Consider the following 15,690-nt stretch of genomic DNA (forward strand, 5'->3'; position numbering starts at 1 on the left):
TTTCGGCAGAAAGCAGGTGCTGGAGTATGGAAGTAGTCAAAATATCACCCCGCGGGTACTGCTATGGCGTCGTTGATGCAATGGTGCTTGCGTTGCAAACCGCCAAAAATCAGGATCTTCCTAGACCTATTCACATACTAGGCATGATAGTTCATAACGCACATGTTACGGAAGCGTTCAAGCAGGAGGGCGTTATTACGCTTGACGGCCCGAATCGTCTGGAGATATTGGAGCAGATCGAACAAGGGACGGTTATATTTACAGCACATGGCGTATCGCCTGAAGTAAGGAAGCGCGCTGCAGACAAAGGGCTGACCGTTGTGGATGCAACATGCCCTGACGTTACGAAGACGCATGACCTGATCCGGACGAAGACGGCAGAAGGTTTTGAAATCATTTATATTGGTAAAGGTGGTCATCCGGAGCCGGAGGGTGCTATTGGCATTGCGCCGGAGCATGTTCATTTGATCGAGAAAGAAGCGGACATTGAGAAGCTGAATTTCACGAATGAGCGGCTGCTTATCACGAACCAGACGACGATGTCACAGTGGGATATCCGCGTCATTATTGCGAAGCTGCAGGAGAAGTTCCCGCATGCGGAAGTCCATAACGAGATTTGCCTTGCGACACAGGTGCGCCAAGAGGCAGTTGCCGGTCAGGCTGATCAAGCGCAGCTTGTTATCGTTGTCGGGGATCCCCGCAGCAATAACTCCAACCGTTTGGCTCAAGTTTCGGAAGAAATCGCAGGCGTCAAAGCGTTCCGTATTGCCGATCTTGGCGAACTGGACATCGAATGGCTCAAAGGCTTGGAGCGTGTTGCGGTTACATCCGGCGCTTCGACGCCGACGCCAATTACGAAGGAAGTTATTGCATTTATCGAGCAATTCGATTCGAATGATCCATCTACATGGGAGAAGCGGCGTACGATCAATATGAATAAGCTTCTTCCTACGATTCGCACGAAAACGGCAGGTGCCTAATGAGTGCCGCGAATCGTCGTGCGCAGAAGGGCGGCTCCGTTGAGGGCCGTCGCGCACGCAAGCCGCTGCATTTGAAACGCTGGATTCGCCATAAGTTCATTATGCTGATGCGTGCACCAGGCGGACCGTCCATTGTCGCACTCGGATTTTCGATTGGGATCGCCATCGAGATGATTACGCTGCCTACCTTTGGCCTTGCGTTCTTCCTGATGTTCCCGCTCGTTTATCTGCTGCGTGCCAGTATGGCAGGAGCGCTGGTTGGTTTCGTCGTTGGCAAAATTATTTTCATTCCGATTGCGTTCATCAGCGGAATGATTGGCAGCTGGATTCTTCCAGATCATCTGAGGGTCCATATTCCGTTCTTGCCGCATTTCGTTAACAGATTCATTGCGATCAACTTGAAGTTGATCGTCGGTGGATCCATTAACGGGATCATACTCGGCATTTTGTTCTATTTCCCTGTGAAGTACGGTATTGGGTTCTTCACAGAGCGTAGACGGAGAAACCGGAAACTGAAGCGGGGCAGCGAAACGCCAGCGCCTAAGTCTGTAACCGAACAATAGAAGAAAAGGCTGTAACCAATGTTCGCATTTGGTTGCAGCTTTTTTTGTTAGATAGTGATGGCAGTAACCTTAACATCAGGTAAGTGCAGCTTGTAATGCCAGATTCTAGTGCGAAGGACATACAGGACCGATTATTTTTCAGATTGTGGTTGACGAAAAGAGGCGGCATGCTGTATATTCACTTTAGCGGTTAAAAGCATAAAAGCTTAAAAGCATAAAAGTTAAAAAGCATAAAAGCGTTGAAGTGTGAAAACGCCTGTCCAAACAGGATTGCGAATAGCGGATGCTTCCGATGCAGCTTTTGCTGCCTATCACAAACAAGGAAGCTACCGTAATAAATTAAGGGAGAGATGAAGATGATCGTCATTACGAAATCGAACATTACGGAAGAAAGAATTCAGGAACTGGTTCAAATTATTGAGAAGTCGGGCGTGCAAGCGCATGTATCACGTGGGACGGATCGTACAGTCATCGGTATTATTGGCAAGGCGGAGCCAACGCTTGGCGAGCATCTGCGTCAACTGAAGGACGTCGACAACGTCGTTAAGATTTCGAAGTCCTACAAGCTTGCTAGCCGTGAGTTCCATCCGGAAGATACGGTTATCGATATTAAAGGGGTAAAAATCGGCGGAGACAATCTCGTCATTATGGGCGGACCTTGCGCGGTTGAGTCGCCAGAACAGATCGATGAGATCGCTCGCCTGGTGAAGAACGCTGGCGGCCAAGTGCTTCGCGGCGGTGCCTTCAAGCCCCGTACGGGACCTTACAGCTTCCAAGGCGTTGGCGTTGAAGGGCTGATCATGATGGCAGAGGCAGGCAAGAAGCACGGACTGCTGACGATTACGGAAGTCATGACGCCGGAATACGTAGATGTATGTGCGGAATACGCGGACATCCTGCAAGTCGGCACGCGTAACATGCAGAACTTCGATCTGCTGCGCAAGCTCGGTACAATTAACAAGCCTGTTCTTCTGAAACGCGGCTTCAGCGCTACGTACGATGAATTCCTGAATGCAGCCGAGTACATTCTCGCCGGTGGAAATCCGAACGTAATGCTCTGCGAGCGCGGAATCCGAACGTTCGAGACCTACACGCGCAATACGTTAGACTTGTCAGCTATTCCAGTATTGCAGTCGCTCAGCCATCTTCCGGTCATATCGGACCCAAGTCATGGTACTGGCCGCAGAGAATTGGTTGAACCAATGTCGAAAGCATCGGTTGCAGCCGGAGCGAACGGTTTGATTATCGAAATGCACACCGATCCGGATAATTCGATGACAGGAGACGGCGTACAGTCGCTCTTCCCGGATCAATTCGCAAACTTGCTCAAAGATCTTGAGAAGCTTGCACCTATCGTTGGGAAGCGATTCGACACGACGAAAGAGCCTGCAGAAGCATTTGCTACATGGACCAAATAATACTCAAGGCATATGTTTCCAAAACCGCGAAACCCTTATGAGACAAGGGGTTCGCGGTTTTTTGTTAAGCAAGAACCGTGGCAGAGATGTGAACTTTAGCTAAAACTTGTGAGCAAACCTTACATAAGTACAAAAAATACCTGACATAACTATTGACCATGTAAATCTGTCGGTCTTATAATAGCCACATGGAACGAAAGAAAACTTGAACGATTACTGATCAAACCAACTTTAATGTTCGGAAATGGGAGGATTTTAACATGTCAGTTCAAAACGTATTGAATACAATTAAAGAAAACAACATCGAGTTCGTCGACTTCCGATTCGTTGACCTTGCAGGCCGCGCTCACCACATTACGCTGCCATCCACTGAGGTAGACGCTGATACTTTTGTAAATGGTGTAGCATTTGACGGTTCCTCTATTACTGGTTTCCGTGGTATTGAAAGCTCAGATATGGTAATGATTCCTGACACTGAAACGGCGTACATCGATCCGTTCACAGCTCATAAAACGCTGATCGTAATGAGCAACATCCACACGCCAGAAGGCGATCGTTACGACCGCGACCCACGCTCGATCGCACAAAAAGCAGAAGAGTACCTTCAAACGACAGGAATCGGCACGGCGGCATTCTTCGCGCCTGAGTCCGAGTTCTTCATCTTCGACGATGTTCGCTACGAGAGCGGCATGAATAAATCGTACTTCGAAGTTGATTCGGAAGAAGCAGCTTGGAACACGGGACGTAAAGAAGAAGGCGGCAACCTGGGCTTCAAAGTGCCTGTAAAAGGCGGCTATGTGCCAGTACAACCGGTTGACTCCCAACAAGACATTCGCAGCGAAATGGTTAGCGTAATGCAAGCATCGGGCCTTCGTGTAGAACGTCATCACCACGAAGTATCCACGGCTGGCGCGGGCGAAATCAACTTCCGCTTCGACACGCTGACGAAAACAGCTGACAACCTGCTGAAATATAAATATATCGTTCACAACGTAGCTCACCAATACGGCAAAGTAGCAACGTTTATGCCTAAGCCACTGTTCGGCGACAACGGCAGCGGTATGCATGTTCATATGTCGATCTTCAACGGCGATTCCCCGCTGTTCTACGAGAAAGGAGCATATGCGAACCTGAGCCCGCTTGCTATGAACTTCATGGGCGGCATTCTGCACCATGCACCAGCACTGATCGCGCTGACGAACCCTTCGACGAACTCGTTCAAACGTCTGGTTCCTGGCTATGAAGCACCAGTTAACCTTGTATTCTCCAAAGGTAACCGTTCCGCAGCAGTTCGTATTCCAATCGCTGCTGTTACGCCTAAAGGCTGCCGCATCGAGTTCCGTACACCGGACTCCACGGCTAACCCTTACCTCGCATTCGCAGCAATGCTGCTTGCAGGTCTCGACGGCATCAAACGTAAAATCGATCCAGTGGCACTTGGTTATGGTCCTTTCGACACAAACATCTACCATCTGTCGGATGAAGAAAAACGTGAAATCCGCAGCGTTCCAGGTACGCTCGACGAAGCGCTCAACGCACTCGAGGCTGACTATGAGTTCCTGACGGAAGGCAACGTCTTCACGAAAGATTTCATCGACAACTATGTATCGGTTAAACGCAAAGAAGCACAAGCAGTAGCAGTGCGCATTCATCCACACGAGTACGAACTGTACTTCGGCTGCTAATCTTATTGCAATCATTCGTTTATCAAAGCGGACCCTCGGGTCCGCTTTTTGCGTACGACCTTGGTCTTGATGGCAAATAACGCAAAATTCGTCTGAATGTAACGGACTGAGTAGACGTTATATACGAAATATTATCGATGTTTAACATGTAACGGATCAGAGAGACGTTATTGACACCATTTTGAGGTGAAAACCGAAGGTTCACCATAAATAAGGTCGCTGTGATCCGTTAAAAATAAACAGACTGCGTAACCCTGTAAATAGCGTCTGTAGGATTCATTACAGGTCGAATACATCATGAACTCGCGTATCAATAGTTATTTCTCGAACAAAAGGTGTGCCCCAAAGGGCACACGACTCTTATCGCGCAGAACCTCAGCTGCATCCTGCCAAGGGTCTGAACTCATCGAAGGTCCGACTCGATTCTGCCAACATGGCAAGTAATCTTAGCATCGACTCGAACAAAAGGTGTGCCCCAAAGGGCACACGACTCCTATCGCGCATTATCATACCTTCACCAACGTCTCTCCCACGACAACCTTCCGGGGTCCAGGGGGCGGGAGCCCCATGGGGTCCTCCCTAGCAGGGAGGATTTAGAGGTGGGTAGAATAATTGAAAAATCGGGGTTAAAGAGGCAGCGTCCCTTAAACTCCTCCCAACAAGGAGGAATCAGACGGGTGAAATCCTAAAATCCGAATGATTTTTACAAGATAATATAGTTTGTTCGACTTTTAGACACTTGATGCATGAGCTTAAACTTGCTATCATAACCATATCCAAACGGAAACGGACATGCTTCATCTCGGAGAGAAACAGGGGAGAGGCTTTCATTTCTGAAAATGATGACAGGAGTGTGTACGGTGACGAAACGCGCATTTAACTTTAACGCTGGACCAGCAGCACTGCCGCTTGAGGTACTGCAGCAGGCACAGGAGCAATTCGTAGATTACCATGGAGCAGGCATGTCCATTATGGAGATGTCCCACCGCGGCGCGCTGTACGAGCAAGTGAACAATGAGGCGCAATCGCTGCTTCGCGAATTGTTCAATATTCCGAACAATTACAAAGTACTGCTGCTTCAAGGCGGCGCAAGCACGCAATTTGCTTCCATTCCAATGAACTTCCTTCGTCCAGGCACGACAGGCGCTTATGTAGCGACGGGCAGCTGGGCGGAAAAAGCATATAAAGAAGCGAAACTGTTCGGCGAGACGGCTATCGTGGCATCGTCGGAAGCGGACAAATTCAACCGTATCCCAGACGTATCGTCGCTGGTTCTGCCAGAGAACGCAGCTTACCTGCACGTGACGTCGAACGAAACGATCGAAGGTACGCAGTATCAATCGTATCCTGATTCGGGCAATGTGCCACTGATCGCGGATATGTCGAGTGATATTCTGTGCCGTCCGGTTGACGTGTCGAAATTCGGCATGATCTACGCAGGCGCTCAGAAGAACCTTGGTCCATCGGGTGTAACGATTGTTATTCTCCGTGAAGATCTTGCACAAGACAGCCCTAAAACGATCCCTACGATGCTTCGTTACGACACGCATGCGAAGAACGATTCGTTGTACAACACGCCTCCTTCGTTCTCGGTATACATGGTTAGCCTGGTACTGAAATGGCTGAAGGAAAAAGGCGGCGTTGCTGCAATGGAGCAATACAACCGCGACAAAACGAACCTTATCTATAACGCAATCGATAACAGCGGCGGCTTCTACCGCGGATTCGCGCAACCAGAGAGCCGTTCGATTATGAATCTCACGTTCCGTCTCCAATCCGAAGAGCTCGAGAAGCTGTTCGCGAAGGAATCGGAAGCAGAAGGCTTTGTTGGTCTCAAAGGCCACCGCAGCGTAGGCGGTCTCCGCGCTTCGACATACAACGCGGTTCCACTCGAAAGCTGCCAAGCACTCGTGCAATTTATGGCTGAATTCCAGAAGCGCCACGGCTAAGCGTCCGCAAGCTTCTAATAGAACGACAACAACCGCCCTTTTCTCCCAACCGGGGGAAGAGGGCGGTCTTCTGTCATGCATAGGCTAGATCGTTGCTTGCGTAGGTGAAGGTGGTTCGGCTGCTTGCGGTCCTGTCAGCTTATAGCCGACATTGCGAATCGTAATAATGTATTCCGGGCTGCGCGCATTACGCTCGATCTTGTCACGAAGGTGGCTGACATGAACGTCAACGATACGCGTGTCGCCGAGGAAATGATAATCCCATACGCCATGCAGCAGCTGTTGGCGGCTGAGCACTTTACCGCGATGGCGGCACAGGAACAGCAGCAGCTCGAATTCTTTTGGCGTCAGCTCGATCGCTTTGCCGTCGATGCGCACTTCACGCTGCTCAGGCAGAACGGTCAACCGGCCGTATTCGTAGACGACAGGCTCGCCTGCGCCTGGGAGTGACTGCGTGCGGCGAAAGATCGCTTGAATGCGTGAGATAAGCTCTTGCGGGCTGAACGGCTTCGTCATATAATCATCCGCGCCATTGTCGAGGCCGGCGATTTTGTCTGTAACGTCCTGCAGAGCAGTGAGCATAATGATGGGCACTGCATTATTTTGACGACGAAGCTCACGGCATACTTGGATACCGTCCATCTTAGGCAGCATCAGGTCGAGAACGATGAGATCAGGACGGAATGGCTTCAGCAGTTCGAAAACGGCTTCTCCGTCGTGAACGCAGCGTACATCGTAACCTGCCAGCTTCAGATTGAACTCAATAAGCATCGAGATGGATGGTTCGTCATCGACGATCAGGATTTTCTTCTTGGTCATCGGCTAAGGCTCCTTCTTACAGATATATTTAGCGGTAACAATTCATTGGTTAACGAAAAACATCGATGAATGATCGGTTATGTTGCTTCATTATGAGGCAGTACCGTACGCGCAGCATTATGGTAACGTTAAGCGGATGTAAAAATGTTACTCATAAATTGTAAACAAATAGAAGTAGTTCAAAAATAGTGAAAGGGGACAAAATTCCCAATGCCATTCCATATCGTATTAGTTGAGCCGGAGATTCCGGCAAATACAGGCAATATCGCTAGAACCTGCGCTGCGACGGGGACGCATCTGCATCTGGTTCGGCCGCTTGGCTTTCGTACGGACGACGCGACGCTGAAGCGCGCGGGTCTGGATTATTGGTATGCTGTAAATTTGACGTATTACGACAGCTTTGACGAAGTGAAGGAACGGTTCCAAGGACACCGCTTCTTCATGGCAAGTACACGCGCAACACATCGCTACAGTGATTTTGAATATCGAGATGGAGACTTGTTTGTTTTCGGTAAAGAAACGAAAGGGCTTCCGCAGCAGCTGCTCGACGATCATCCGGATACGCTCATTCGGATGCCGATGACGGATAAAGTGCGTTCGCTCAATCTGGCTAACTCGGCTGCAATCGTTGTGTATGAAGCGCTTCGGCAGAATGATTTTCCAGGTTTGTTCGATAAATAAGCTACAGCAGAGGTAGAATGTCATAATTATTGCAGGATTTTAAGAAATAACGGATGTGGGAAGGAAAAGCTCGAAAACCATCGAAAGTTAATAAAGCATAGGTTTCTCAAAGCTGGTTGCGAATGAAGACATTAGGGGTGAAGGAACATGAAACCGGCAGGTGTTGTTCGGAAGGTTGACCAATTGGGCCGTATTGTACTGCCTAAATCGCTGCGTAAACGGTATTCAATGAACGAGGGAGATCCTGTCGAAATTTTGGTGCAGGGTGACCATATTATTCTGGAGCGCTACCGTCCAAGATGCGTATTCTGCGGTAACATGGAAGAGGTACGTGAGTTCAAGGACCGTTATCTGTGTGCAGAATGTGTAACGGAGATGAGTCAGCTTCGTCGATAATAATTGAGAACGTTGTTATTGCGATCAACAAAAATAGCGGTGCATGGAGAGTGAAGCTCCCTGCGCCGCTATTTTGCGTTTACTTATGGTCGAATTACAAGCCCTTCGTTTTATCGTCATTGTAAGACGCTGTCAGGATTGCTACGACGAACAATACCATGGTAGTGAGTACGATAAGAAATTTGATCGACATCACGCACACCTCCAATTATTGTTTTTATTATAACCAACCTATTGGAAAAAGAAAACGATTATAATTGTGAACAACTTGTTACGAGTCGGATTTTCGATATTGCTGCGGCGACAATCCCGTATGCTTCTTGAACACTTTGCTAAAATATTTTTCATCCGTATATCCGACTATTTCAGCGATGTCTGCAACCTTATACGAGCGGTTCGCAAGCAGCTTCGTTGCATGCTCCATCCGGTGCCGTTCGACATATTCGGACAGCGTTACGCCGGTCTCCTGACGGAACCGACGGGAGACGTATTCCCTGCTTAGGAAGAAACGTGCAGCAAGCTGCTGGAGAGACAGATCCTCCTGCAAGTGACGCTCAATATATTCGATCATATCGGCGATTACGCTGCGTTCCTGTCGTTGCAGACGAGCCATCGCTTCCGCATGCTCAAGCAGCCGCTCAAGCCAATGCTGCTTCGTTCGTTCAAGAGATAGCGTGCCGTGATCATCATAGATGAAGGGGAGCGAGAACGGCTGAACAAGCGATTTCTCCTGCTCTTCATTGTCTCGATGCTGCCATCTTGATGCGGCAATGTCGAGCTGCTTCTGCCAGCGCTCCACTTGAAGCGGGCTGATGACAGTCAACTTGCTTGCTGCACGGAACCAAGGTTCTAGTGTGGCACGCAGTGAAGGCTCGTCTCGACCGAGCAGCGCAAGCCGGATCGGCTCAGCAAGCGTTGTCAGGTCCGGCAGCGGAGAGGCCGCGGCTTCCTGCGCTTGTGCGGCAGCAGAAGCTTCGCTCCAGACAGCTGTGCCGCCATCCGCCAACAGATTGCGGCTTAGACAGCCTCGTCTTGCAGATTCAACTGCATCTGCAGCACTTTGCGGGAAGGGCAATACACGGCTCAATCCAGCGTAAAAGGGCATATCGAATGTGTTCCGCAGCGCCTGAACGAGTTGTTCCGTACATCCTTCACAGCATTGACCGTTGTTATCCTGCTGCCAGAAGAGCACGATAAGCTCCTCGGGATCAGAAGGGGAGCGGAAAGCACAGCCATTGCACCATTCGTTCACAATGAAATCGTTCAGCACGTTCTGCAGGGCGAAGACGGCTAAATCGCGATCGCCGCCAAATCGCCGGAGCAGCTTGTGCATCACTGCATGGAGCGGGAACAAGGCAGCTCGGCATTCTGATGCGCTGGCGATCTTCGGAAACTGATCCGCCAGCTGCCGAATAATCGCCTCTGTCTCGCTATGCTTGGGCGCAATGAGCTGGCCGAACAAATAATCACGGTACACAGGCTTGTACTGATTCATCGTAATGCCTTGCTCGATCTTCTTGATCCGTTCTTGTTCCTCTTGCTGCCGAAGCTCGATTGCCCGGTGAACGGCGGTGAGCAGCTGCGCGGGATCAATCGGCTTAAGCAAATAATCGATTCCGCCGTGCTTGAGCGTGTGGCGGACATACTTAAAATCGTTATAACCGCTAATCACGATCAGTTTGGCATCGGGCTCATTGTCGCTGACCCATTCGATAAGCTGCATCCCATCGCTCAGCGGCATATGCATATCCGTAACGATAATAGCGGGATGCTTCTGAGCAATCATGACTTGTGCTTCTGCGCCATTCTCGGCTTCGAGCAGTTCGGTTACACCGAGCTGCTCCCACGGGACAAGCAGCTTCGCGGCCTCGCGCGCATGCTGCTCATCATCAACGATCAGGACAATCATAGCTGCACCTCCTCATTCGAATCCTGCCGAATCGGCACATGCAGCGTGATACGTAGTCCGCCGCCTGCGCCACCTTCGAGTGTCATGCTTGCTTCTTCACCGCAATTGAGCCGCAGCCGCGACAATACATTGGACAAGCCAATATGCTCTTGATCGCTGCGCTCCGATTGTTGATGGATCAGCGTTCGGAGCTCATCCAATCGGCTGTCTGGGATTGGAGGCCCGTCATTCTCAACGCTGATGAGCAGCTGCTCATCACGGCGCAAGGCTTGAACGGTTACGCGCAGGACACCGCCTGCAGGATCGAAGGCGTGCTTAAACACATTTTCTGCGAGTGGCTGTAAAATCATGCGTGGAACGGGAAGTATCCCCGTACCCGGTGCCATATCAATCGTATACTGCAGCTTATCGCCGAACCGCTGCTGCTGCAGCTCCAGGTATGCCGTCGTATGTTCAATCTCCTGCGCCAGCGCTACAGGCTTGTTTGAACCACTCATGGAATAGCGCATCAGCTTGCCGAGCAGCATGACGAGCTGATATACGCCAGGTGCGCCGCTTTGAAGGGCTGAGGTTCCGATCATCTGCAAAGCGTTGTATAGAAAATGCGGCTGAACCTGCGCTTGCAGCGCCTTCAGCTCATTGGTCTTATTCGCGATCTCCAGTCGATACTCGCGCAGGACGAGGTTGTTGATCGTCTCCATCATGAGTCGGAAGCGGCGTGCAAGTGCGCCGATCTCGTCGGTTCGATTGAGACGGATATCGATGTCGAGCTCGCCGGATTGAATTCGGTTTGCATATTCGGTCAGCTTGCGAATTGGCGACGTAATCCAGAAGGAGATAAGCACCGCCACGATCGCAACGATAATGGCCGAGATGGTTAAGACGACCGTATTCACCATCGTAACCTGGCGTGTGCCGGCTTGCAGCGTCGAGTTCGGAATAAGCTTAACGAGCGTCCAGTCGAGACCGTTCAATTCTAACTGATCATATACATAAACGCCGCGGAACGTATCGCTGTTTGCGACCGAGGATCCGCTTCCCTTGATCGTCCGAAGAAGCTCCTTGCCGGTTGTATCCTGCCAGCTCAAGCCAATCTCAGCGGAGGTTGGACCATAAACAACCGTGCCGTCCTTGGACAGCAGGTACAGCTGTTCTTTCGTATTGTCATAGAGCTGCTGGCAGATGGCGTCGATGATCGATGTATTAATATCAATGGACAGTGTTCCGATCTGTACGTCGGATGGAATTGCAATGATTTTGCGATGAATCGAAACGACACGCTTGCTAACGGAATAAGGCGGCTGCAGAATGCCGTAATCACCGCTTTTATGGGTGGGCTCGAACACGGGAGCTACGCTCACCTGCTCCAGCAGATACGCATTGCTGGGCTGCGGCTGATCGGTTTTCTTTTTGTTGCCGCCGACAATAACGTATCCGCGTCCTGCCTTCGCTGCATGCAGGTAGACTTGATGCACTTCCTTCACAGCGACAGCGATGGATTGAAGGCTTGTATATATTTCCTGCTCGGACAAGTAGTCCTCGCGGCCCTGTTCAAGGATGCGATACAGCGTGTCGCCGCCGCCTGTCGTTCCGTTGTAAACAAGCAGTGAAGCCTGCGTCACCGTCGTCATGTAATGCTCGAGATTCGTCTTGCCCTGATACAGCAAATTCGCTGCGGTTTTCACCTTGTCGTCGGTTACGATGGAGGATGTTCGCAGGTTCGTAATGATAATGGAAGCAGTCAACGGCAGGGTGATCGCAAGCAGCAGGAAGATGACCAGCTTGGCGCGCAGACTGCGGCGCAGGGCGTGTAACCGCATTCAACCTTCTCCTTCGTAAATGTAATGATGACGTCGATTAGGACATGAGTATGAATATTGGCTATTATAGAGATTGTCCATTCAGATATCAATATGTTCCACCTTTGAGGTCATTGTCGTCGGTGTGCACGTTGTTGCGCATTCCCTATACTAAGCTTACAAAGTAAGTGATAGGGGGACATTGACAATGACTAGAAAATGGTGGCTGTCCAGCTGGCTGCAGCAGCTTGTGTTTACAGGACCTGCGACAGCGGCTTTTGCAATTATAGTGCTGCTTCCGTTCTTCTTGGGAATGTATTATGCCTTTACCGATTGGAACGGCGTCGCCGATACGGCTTCCTTCGTCGGTTTCGACAATTTCAAGGCGGCGGTACAGGATGAAGGATTCCGGAATTCCTTCCTGTTTACGGCCAAGCTGACAGCGGCGGCTGTCATACTAACGAACGTACTAGCTTTCCTGCTGGCATTGCTGCTGACGCAGCCGCTTCGGATGCGCGGAGCGCTCCGGACTGTATTTTTCCTGCCGAACGTAATCGGGGGCTTGCTGCTCGGCTTCATCTGGCAGTTTATATTCGTCAAAGGGTTCGCGGCCATCGGCACGGCAACGAACTGGCATCTGTTCAATCTGCCGTGGCTCGGAGACGAGTCGACTTCCTTCTGGGCGATCGTCATCGTGAGCATGTGGAGCGGTGCGGGGTATTTGATGGTCATCTACATTGCGGCGATGATCAATGTACCGAAGGAGCTAAATGAAGCAGCGTCGATCGATGGAGCGAACGCGCTGACGAGACTGCGCCACATTACGCTTCCGCTCGTTATGCCGGCTATCACGATTGGCTTGTTCTTGTCGCTCTCCTGGTCGTTCAAGGCATTCGACGTCATCCTGTCGCTGACGAAAGGCGGACCATTCAATTCGACGCAGTCGGTTGCGCTTAACATCTACGCAGAGGCATTCCAGAACAACCGTTATGGACTGGGTACGGCGAAAGCGCTCATCTTCTTCCTCGTTGTCGCTGCGATTACGACGGTTCAAGTACAGCTGACGAAGAAGCGGGAGGTGCAGGCTTAAGATGAAGACAATCAATCGTACCCTGCGTGCACGTACGTGGACGCTGGAGGGAGCAGCAGTTCTGCTCGCACTTGTGTTCTTGGTTCCGTTTTATTTTCTACTCGTCAACTCGGTTAAGCCATATGCCGATATACTGCTAGATGCGGCGGCGCTGCCGAAAGCGCTGAATTGGCACAACTATTCGAAGGCGTTCGATGTAATGAACTTCCCACGAGCGTTCCGCAACTCATTCGTTATTACGGTTAGCAGCATTCTTGGTCTGACCCTGTTCGGCTCCATGGCCGCTTACCGGATGGTTCGCAAGCCCAACTTGTACAACCGCATTTTGTTTGCCGTATTCGTTGCAGCGATGGTTATTCCGTTCCAGTCGATCATGATTCCGCTCATGAAGGTAGGCAGCTGGTTCCACCTCGTGAACAGCATTCCAGGAATCTGGGTATGCTATATCGGCTTCGGCTCGTCCTTGACGATCTTTCTCTACCACGGCTTCGTGAAGTCGATCCCGCTGGAGATCGAAGAAGCTGCTGTTGTAGACGGCTGTTCGCCATACGGAGTGTTCTGGCGTATCGTGTTCCCGCTGCTCAAGCCAATGACGATGACGATTATTATCCTGAACAGCTTATGGATCTGGAATGACTTCCTGCTTCCGCAGCTGATGCTCAGCCGTGCAGGACTGCGGACGATTCCGCTGTCGACGTTCTCCTTCTTCGGTCAATATACGAAGCAATGGGATCTCGCATTGGCGGGTCTAGTAATGGGCGTACTGCCGATTGTGCTCTTCTTCCTGTTCCTGCAGAAGCACATTATCGAAGGCATTACAGCAGGTTCGGTTAAGGGATAGTGTGATCAAATATCAACAAATTCCACCTTTTTGTTCAATGTGGTCGGTGTGACCGAGGAAACCGGTTCGCTATACTGAGATTGTTCGAACAAACGCGAGATCAAACAGTTCTTGGATTTTTAAGAAAAAAAGGGAGGCTCTTTCTATGAGAAAAACATCGCTTATCCTAATGTCCTGCGTACTGGCTGGTGCTTTGGCAGCATGTGGCGATTCATCCAAGAAGACAGATACGAGCACAGACACTAGCACGGGTACAGCAACGAATCAGACGGAAAACCAAGATAACAAAGAAGCAAGCGGCGAACCGGTTACGATTCATATGTTCCAATTCAAGGTCGAAATCGCGGAAGCGCTTAATCGTTTGAAAGACGAATATGAGAAAACACATCCAAACGTCAAGCTCGATATCGAGACGGTGGGCGGCGGTGCAGACTATGGCGCGGCGCTTAAAGCGAAGTTCGCTTCCGGCGAAGAGCCAGATATTTTCAACAACGGCGGCTTTAATGAAATGGAAACGTGGCTCAGCCATCTGGAGGACCTGTCCGATCAGCCTTGGGTTTCCGACGCAGTCGATGTTGCGAAAGAGCCAATGACGAAGGACGGCAAAATCTACGGCATGCCAATGAATCTCGAAGGCTACGGCTTCGTATATAACAAAGATCTGTTTGCGCAAGCGGGCATCACGACGGTTCCGAAGACGATCACGGAGCTGGCGGATGCAGCGAAGAAGCTGAAAGACGCGGGCATTACGCCTTTTGCTAACGGCTATCAAGAATGGTGGATTCTCGGCATTCATAACTTCAACGTTGCCGTTGCGAACCAAGATGATCCGAAGGGCTTTGTAGACGCGATGAATGCTGGCACGGGCAAAGTGGAAGGCAACGCTGTATTCGATCAATGGACGAACCTGCTTGATCTGACGCTTGAGTACAGCAATCCGAACCCGCTGACGACGGACTACAACACGCAAGTAACGCTGTTCGCTTCCGGCAAAGCGGCGATGATGCAGCAAGGCAACTGGACGCAAGTGCAAATCGATGGCATCAACCCGGACTTGAACCTTGGACTCATGCCAATGCCAATCAGCGATGATGCAGCGAAAAATGACAATCTGTATGTTGGCGTTCCGAACAACTGGGTAATTAACAACAACTCGAAGGTGAAAGCAGAAGCGAAGGAATTCCTGAACTGGCTCGCAACATCGGATATCGGCAAAAAGTATACGGTTGAAGAGTTCAAGTTCATCCCTGCGTTCAAGTCGGTTGAAGTGAAAGACCCAGCCATTCTCGGCGACATTGCCAATGACGTTATTGCCTACAGCAAAGAAGGCAAAACGAAGAGCTGGAACTGGTTCAGCTACCCAGAAGGTCTGACGCAAGAGCTTGGCTCCGCAATGCAAGCGTACATCGCGAAGAAGCTGGACAAAGCAGCATTCTTCGAAACCGTAGATAAGAGCTGGAGCAATCTGGCGAAGAAATAAAATAGGTTATAGCTGAAGACGTTCCGTTACCGCGTATGATGTGGTAACGGAACGTTTTTTGCGTTTATCGGCTAAGGGGG

At 50.4% G+C, this 15,690-nt stretch carries 13 protein-coding genes; 10 read left to right on the forward strand and 3 right to left on the reverse strand.

Translation table 11 applies throughout. The features are described 5' to 3' along the window. Positions 1-26 precede the first annotated feature (26 nt). The 5 genes from DFQ01_RS20685 (at position 27) to serC (ending at position 6,595) form a co-directional block, all read left to right on the forward strand. Positions 27-980: a 4-hydroxy-3-methylbut-2-enyl diphosphate reductase gene (locus DFQ01_RS20685; protein WP_110045817.1), complete on the forward strand. Its 954-nt coding sequence runs from the start codon at positions 27-29 to the stop codon at positions 978-980. Then, complete coding sequence (locus DFQ01_RS20690) at positions 980-1,543, forward strand: DUF2062 domain-containing protein (RefSeq protein WP_110045818.1); 564 nt, start codon at positions 980-982, stop codon at positions 1,541-1,543. Before DFQ01_RS20685 ends, DFQ01_RS20690 begins: the two co-directional genes overlap by 1 nt. A 356-nt stretch (positions 1,544-1,899) precedes the next feature. Beyond that, positions 1,900-2,961 carry a 3-deoxy-7-phosphoheptulonate synthase gene (gene aroF, locus DFQ01_RS20695; RefSeq protein WP_110045819.1) on the forward strand — a complete coding sequence of 354 codons (1,062 nt, stop codon included), beginning with the start codon at positions 1,900-1,902 and terminating at the stop codon, positions 2,959-2,961. Positions 2,962-3,221: 260 nt separating this feature from the next. Continuing rightward, positions 3,222-4,646 carry a type I glutamate--ammonia ligase gene (glnA, locus tag DFQ01_RS20700; protein WP_110045820.1) on the forward strand — a complete coding sequence of 475 codons (1,425 nt, stop codon included), beginning with the start codon at positions 3,222-3,224 and terminating at the stop codon, positions 4,644-4,646. Between the two features lie 860 nt (positions 4,647-5,506). Further along, on the forward strand, positions 5,507-6,595 hold the full coding sequence (serC, locus tag DFQ01_RS20705; RefSeq protein WP_110045821.1) for a 3-phosphoserine/phosphohydroxythreonine transaminase: 1,089 nt from the start codon (positions 5,507-5,509) through the stop codon (positions 6,593-6,595). Between the two features lie 84 nt (positions 6,596-6,679). Here the strand turns inward: serC and DFQ01_RS20710 are convergent, their stop codons facing one another. Beyond that, positions 6,680-7,414: a response regulator transcription factor gene (locus DFQ01_RS20710; protein WP_110045822.1), complete on the reverse strand. Its 735-nt coding sequence runs from the start codon at positions 7,412-7,414 to the stop codon at positions 6,680-6,682. A gap of 210 nt (positions 7,415-7,624) precedes the next feature. Here DFQ01_RS20710 and trmL point away from each other — a divergent pair, with 210 nt between their 5' ends. After that, entirely contained in the window at positions 7,625-8,095 is a 471-nt protein-coding gene (trmL, locus tag DFQ01_RS20715) for a tRNA (uridine(34)/cytosine(34)/5-carboxymethylaminomethyluridine(34)-2'-O)-methyltransferase TrmL (protein WP_110045823.1), read from the forward strand. Positions 8,096-8,242: 147 nt separating this feature from the next. After that, on the forward strand, positions 8,243-8,491 hold the full coding sequence (locus tag DFQ01_RS20720) for an AbrB/MazE/SpoVT family DNA-binding domain-containing protein (RefSeq protein ID WP_110045824.1): 249 nt from the start codon (positions 8,243-8,245) through the stop codon (positions 8,489-8,491). Positions 8,492-8,762: 271 nt separating this feature from the next. On the opposite strand, the gene DFQ01_RS20725 is transcribed toward DFQ01_RS20720, so the two are convergent. Then, on the reverse strand, positions 8,763-10,400 hold the full coding sequence (locus DFQ01_RS20725) for a helix-turn-helix domain-containing protein (protein WP_110045825.1): 1,638 nt from the start codon (positions 10,398-10,400) through the stop codon (positions 8,763-8,765). After that, the gene (locus tag DFQ01_RS20730; RefSeq protein WP_110045826.1) at positions 10,397-12,220 is read right to left on the reverse strand and encodes a sensor histidine kinase; all 1,824 of its coding nucleotides are present in this window, start codon (positions 12,218-12,220) and stop codon (positions 10,397-10,399) included. The genes DFQ01_RS20725 and DFQ01_RS20730 overlap by 4 nt, the downstream gene beginning before the upstream one ends. A gap of 187 nt (positions 12,221-12,407) precedes the next feature. Here DFQ01_RS20730 and DFQ01_RS20735 point away from each other — a divergent pair, with 187 nt between their 5' ends. The 3 genes from DFQ01_RS20735 (at position 12,408) to DFQ01_RS20745 (ending at position 15,610) form a co-directional block, all read left to right on the forward strand. Further along, positions 12,408-13,289: a carbohydrate ABC transporter permease gene (locus DFQ01_RS20735; protein ID WP_110045827.1), complete on the forward strand. Its 882-nt coding sequence runs from the start codon at positions 12,408-12,410 to the stop codon at positions 13,287-13,289. Position 13,290: 1 nt separating this feature from the next. Next, positions 13,291-14,130: a carbohydrate ABC transporter permease gene (locus DFQ01_RS20740; RefSeq protein WP_110045828.1), complete on the forward strand. Its 840-nt coding sequence runs from the start codon at positions 13,291-13,293 to the stop codon at positions 14,128-14,130. A gap of 145 nt (positions 14,131-14,275) precedes the next feature. Beyond that, positions 14,276-15,610: an ABC transporter substrate-binding protein gene (locus tag DFQ01_RS20745; protein ID WP_110045829.1), complete on the forward strand. Its 1,335-nt coding sequence runs from the start codon at positions 14,276-14,278 to the stop codon at positions 15,608-15,610. The last annotated feature ends 80 nt before the right edge of the window (positions 15,611-15,690 follow it).

The organism is Paenibacillus cellulosilyticus (assembly GCF_003182255.1).
Lineage (GTDB): Bacteria > Bacillota > Bacilli > Paenibacillales > Paenibacillaceae > Paenibacillus_T > Paenibacillus_T cellulosilyticus.

Coding starts and splice junctions, on each gene's coding strand:
- DFQ01_RS20740 (WP_110045828.1), top strand. CDS start 13,291: ATGAAGACAATCAATCGTACCCTGCGTGCACGTACGTGGACGCTGGAG.
- glnA (WP_110045820.1), top strand. CDS start 3,222: ATGTCAGTTCAAAACGTATTGAATACAATTAAAGAAAACAACATCGAG.
- DFQ01_RS20710 (WP_110045822.1), bottom strand. CDS start 7,414: ATGACCAAGAAGAAAATCCTGATCGTCGATGACGAACCATCCATCTCG.
- aroF (WP_110045819.1), top strand. CDS start 1,900: ATGATCGTCATTACGAAATCGAACATTACGGAAGAAAGAATTCAGGAA.
- DFQ01_RS20730 (WP_110045826.1), bottom strand. CDS start 12,220: ATGCGGTTACACGCCCTGCGCCGCAGTCTGCGCGCCAAGCTGGTCATC.
- DFQ01_RS20735 (WP_110045827.1), top strand. CDS start 12,408: ATGACTAGAAAATGGTGGCTGTCCAGCTGGCTGCAGCAGCTTGTGTTT.
- DFQ01_RS20690 (WP_110045818.1), top strand. CDS start 980: ATGAGTGCCGCGAATCGTCGTGCGCAGAAGGGCGGCTCCGTTGAGGGC.
- trmL (WP_110045823.1), top strand. CDS start 7,625: ATGCCATTCCATATCGTATTAGTTGAGCCGGAGATTCCGGCAAATACA.
- DFQ01_RS20745 (WP_110045829.1), top strand. CDS start 14,276: ATGAGAAAAACATCGCTTATCCTAATGTCCTGCGTACTGGCTGGTGCT.
- DFQ01_RS20720 (WP_110045824.1), top strand. CDS start 8,243: ATGAAACCGGCAGGTGTTGTTCGGAAGGTTGACCAATTGGGCCGTATT.
- DFQ01_RS20725 (WP_110045825.1), bottom strand. CDS start 10,400: ATGATTGTCCTGATCGTTGATGATGAGCAGCATGCGCGCGAGGCCGCG.
- DFQ01_RS20685 (WP_110045817.1), top strand. CDS start 27: ATGGAAGTAGTCAAAATATCACCCCGCGGGTACTGCTATGGCGTCGTT.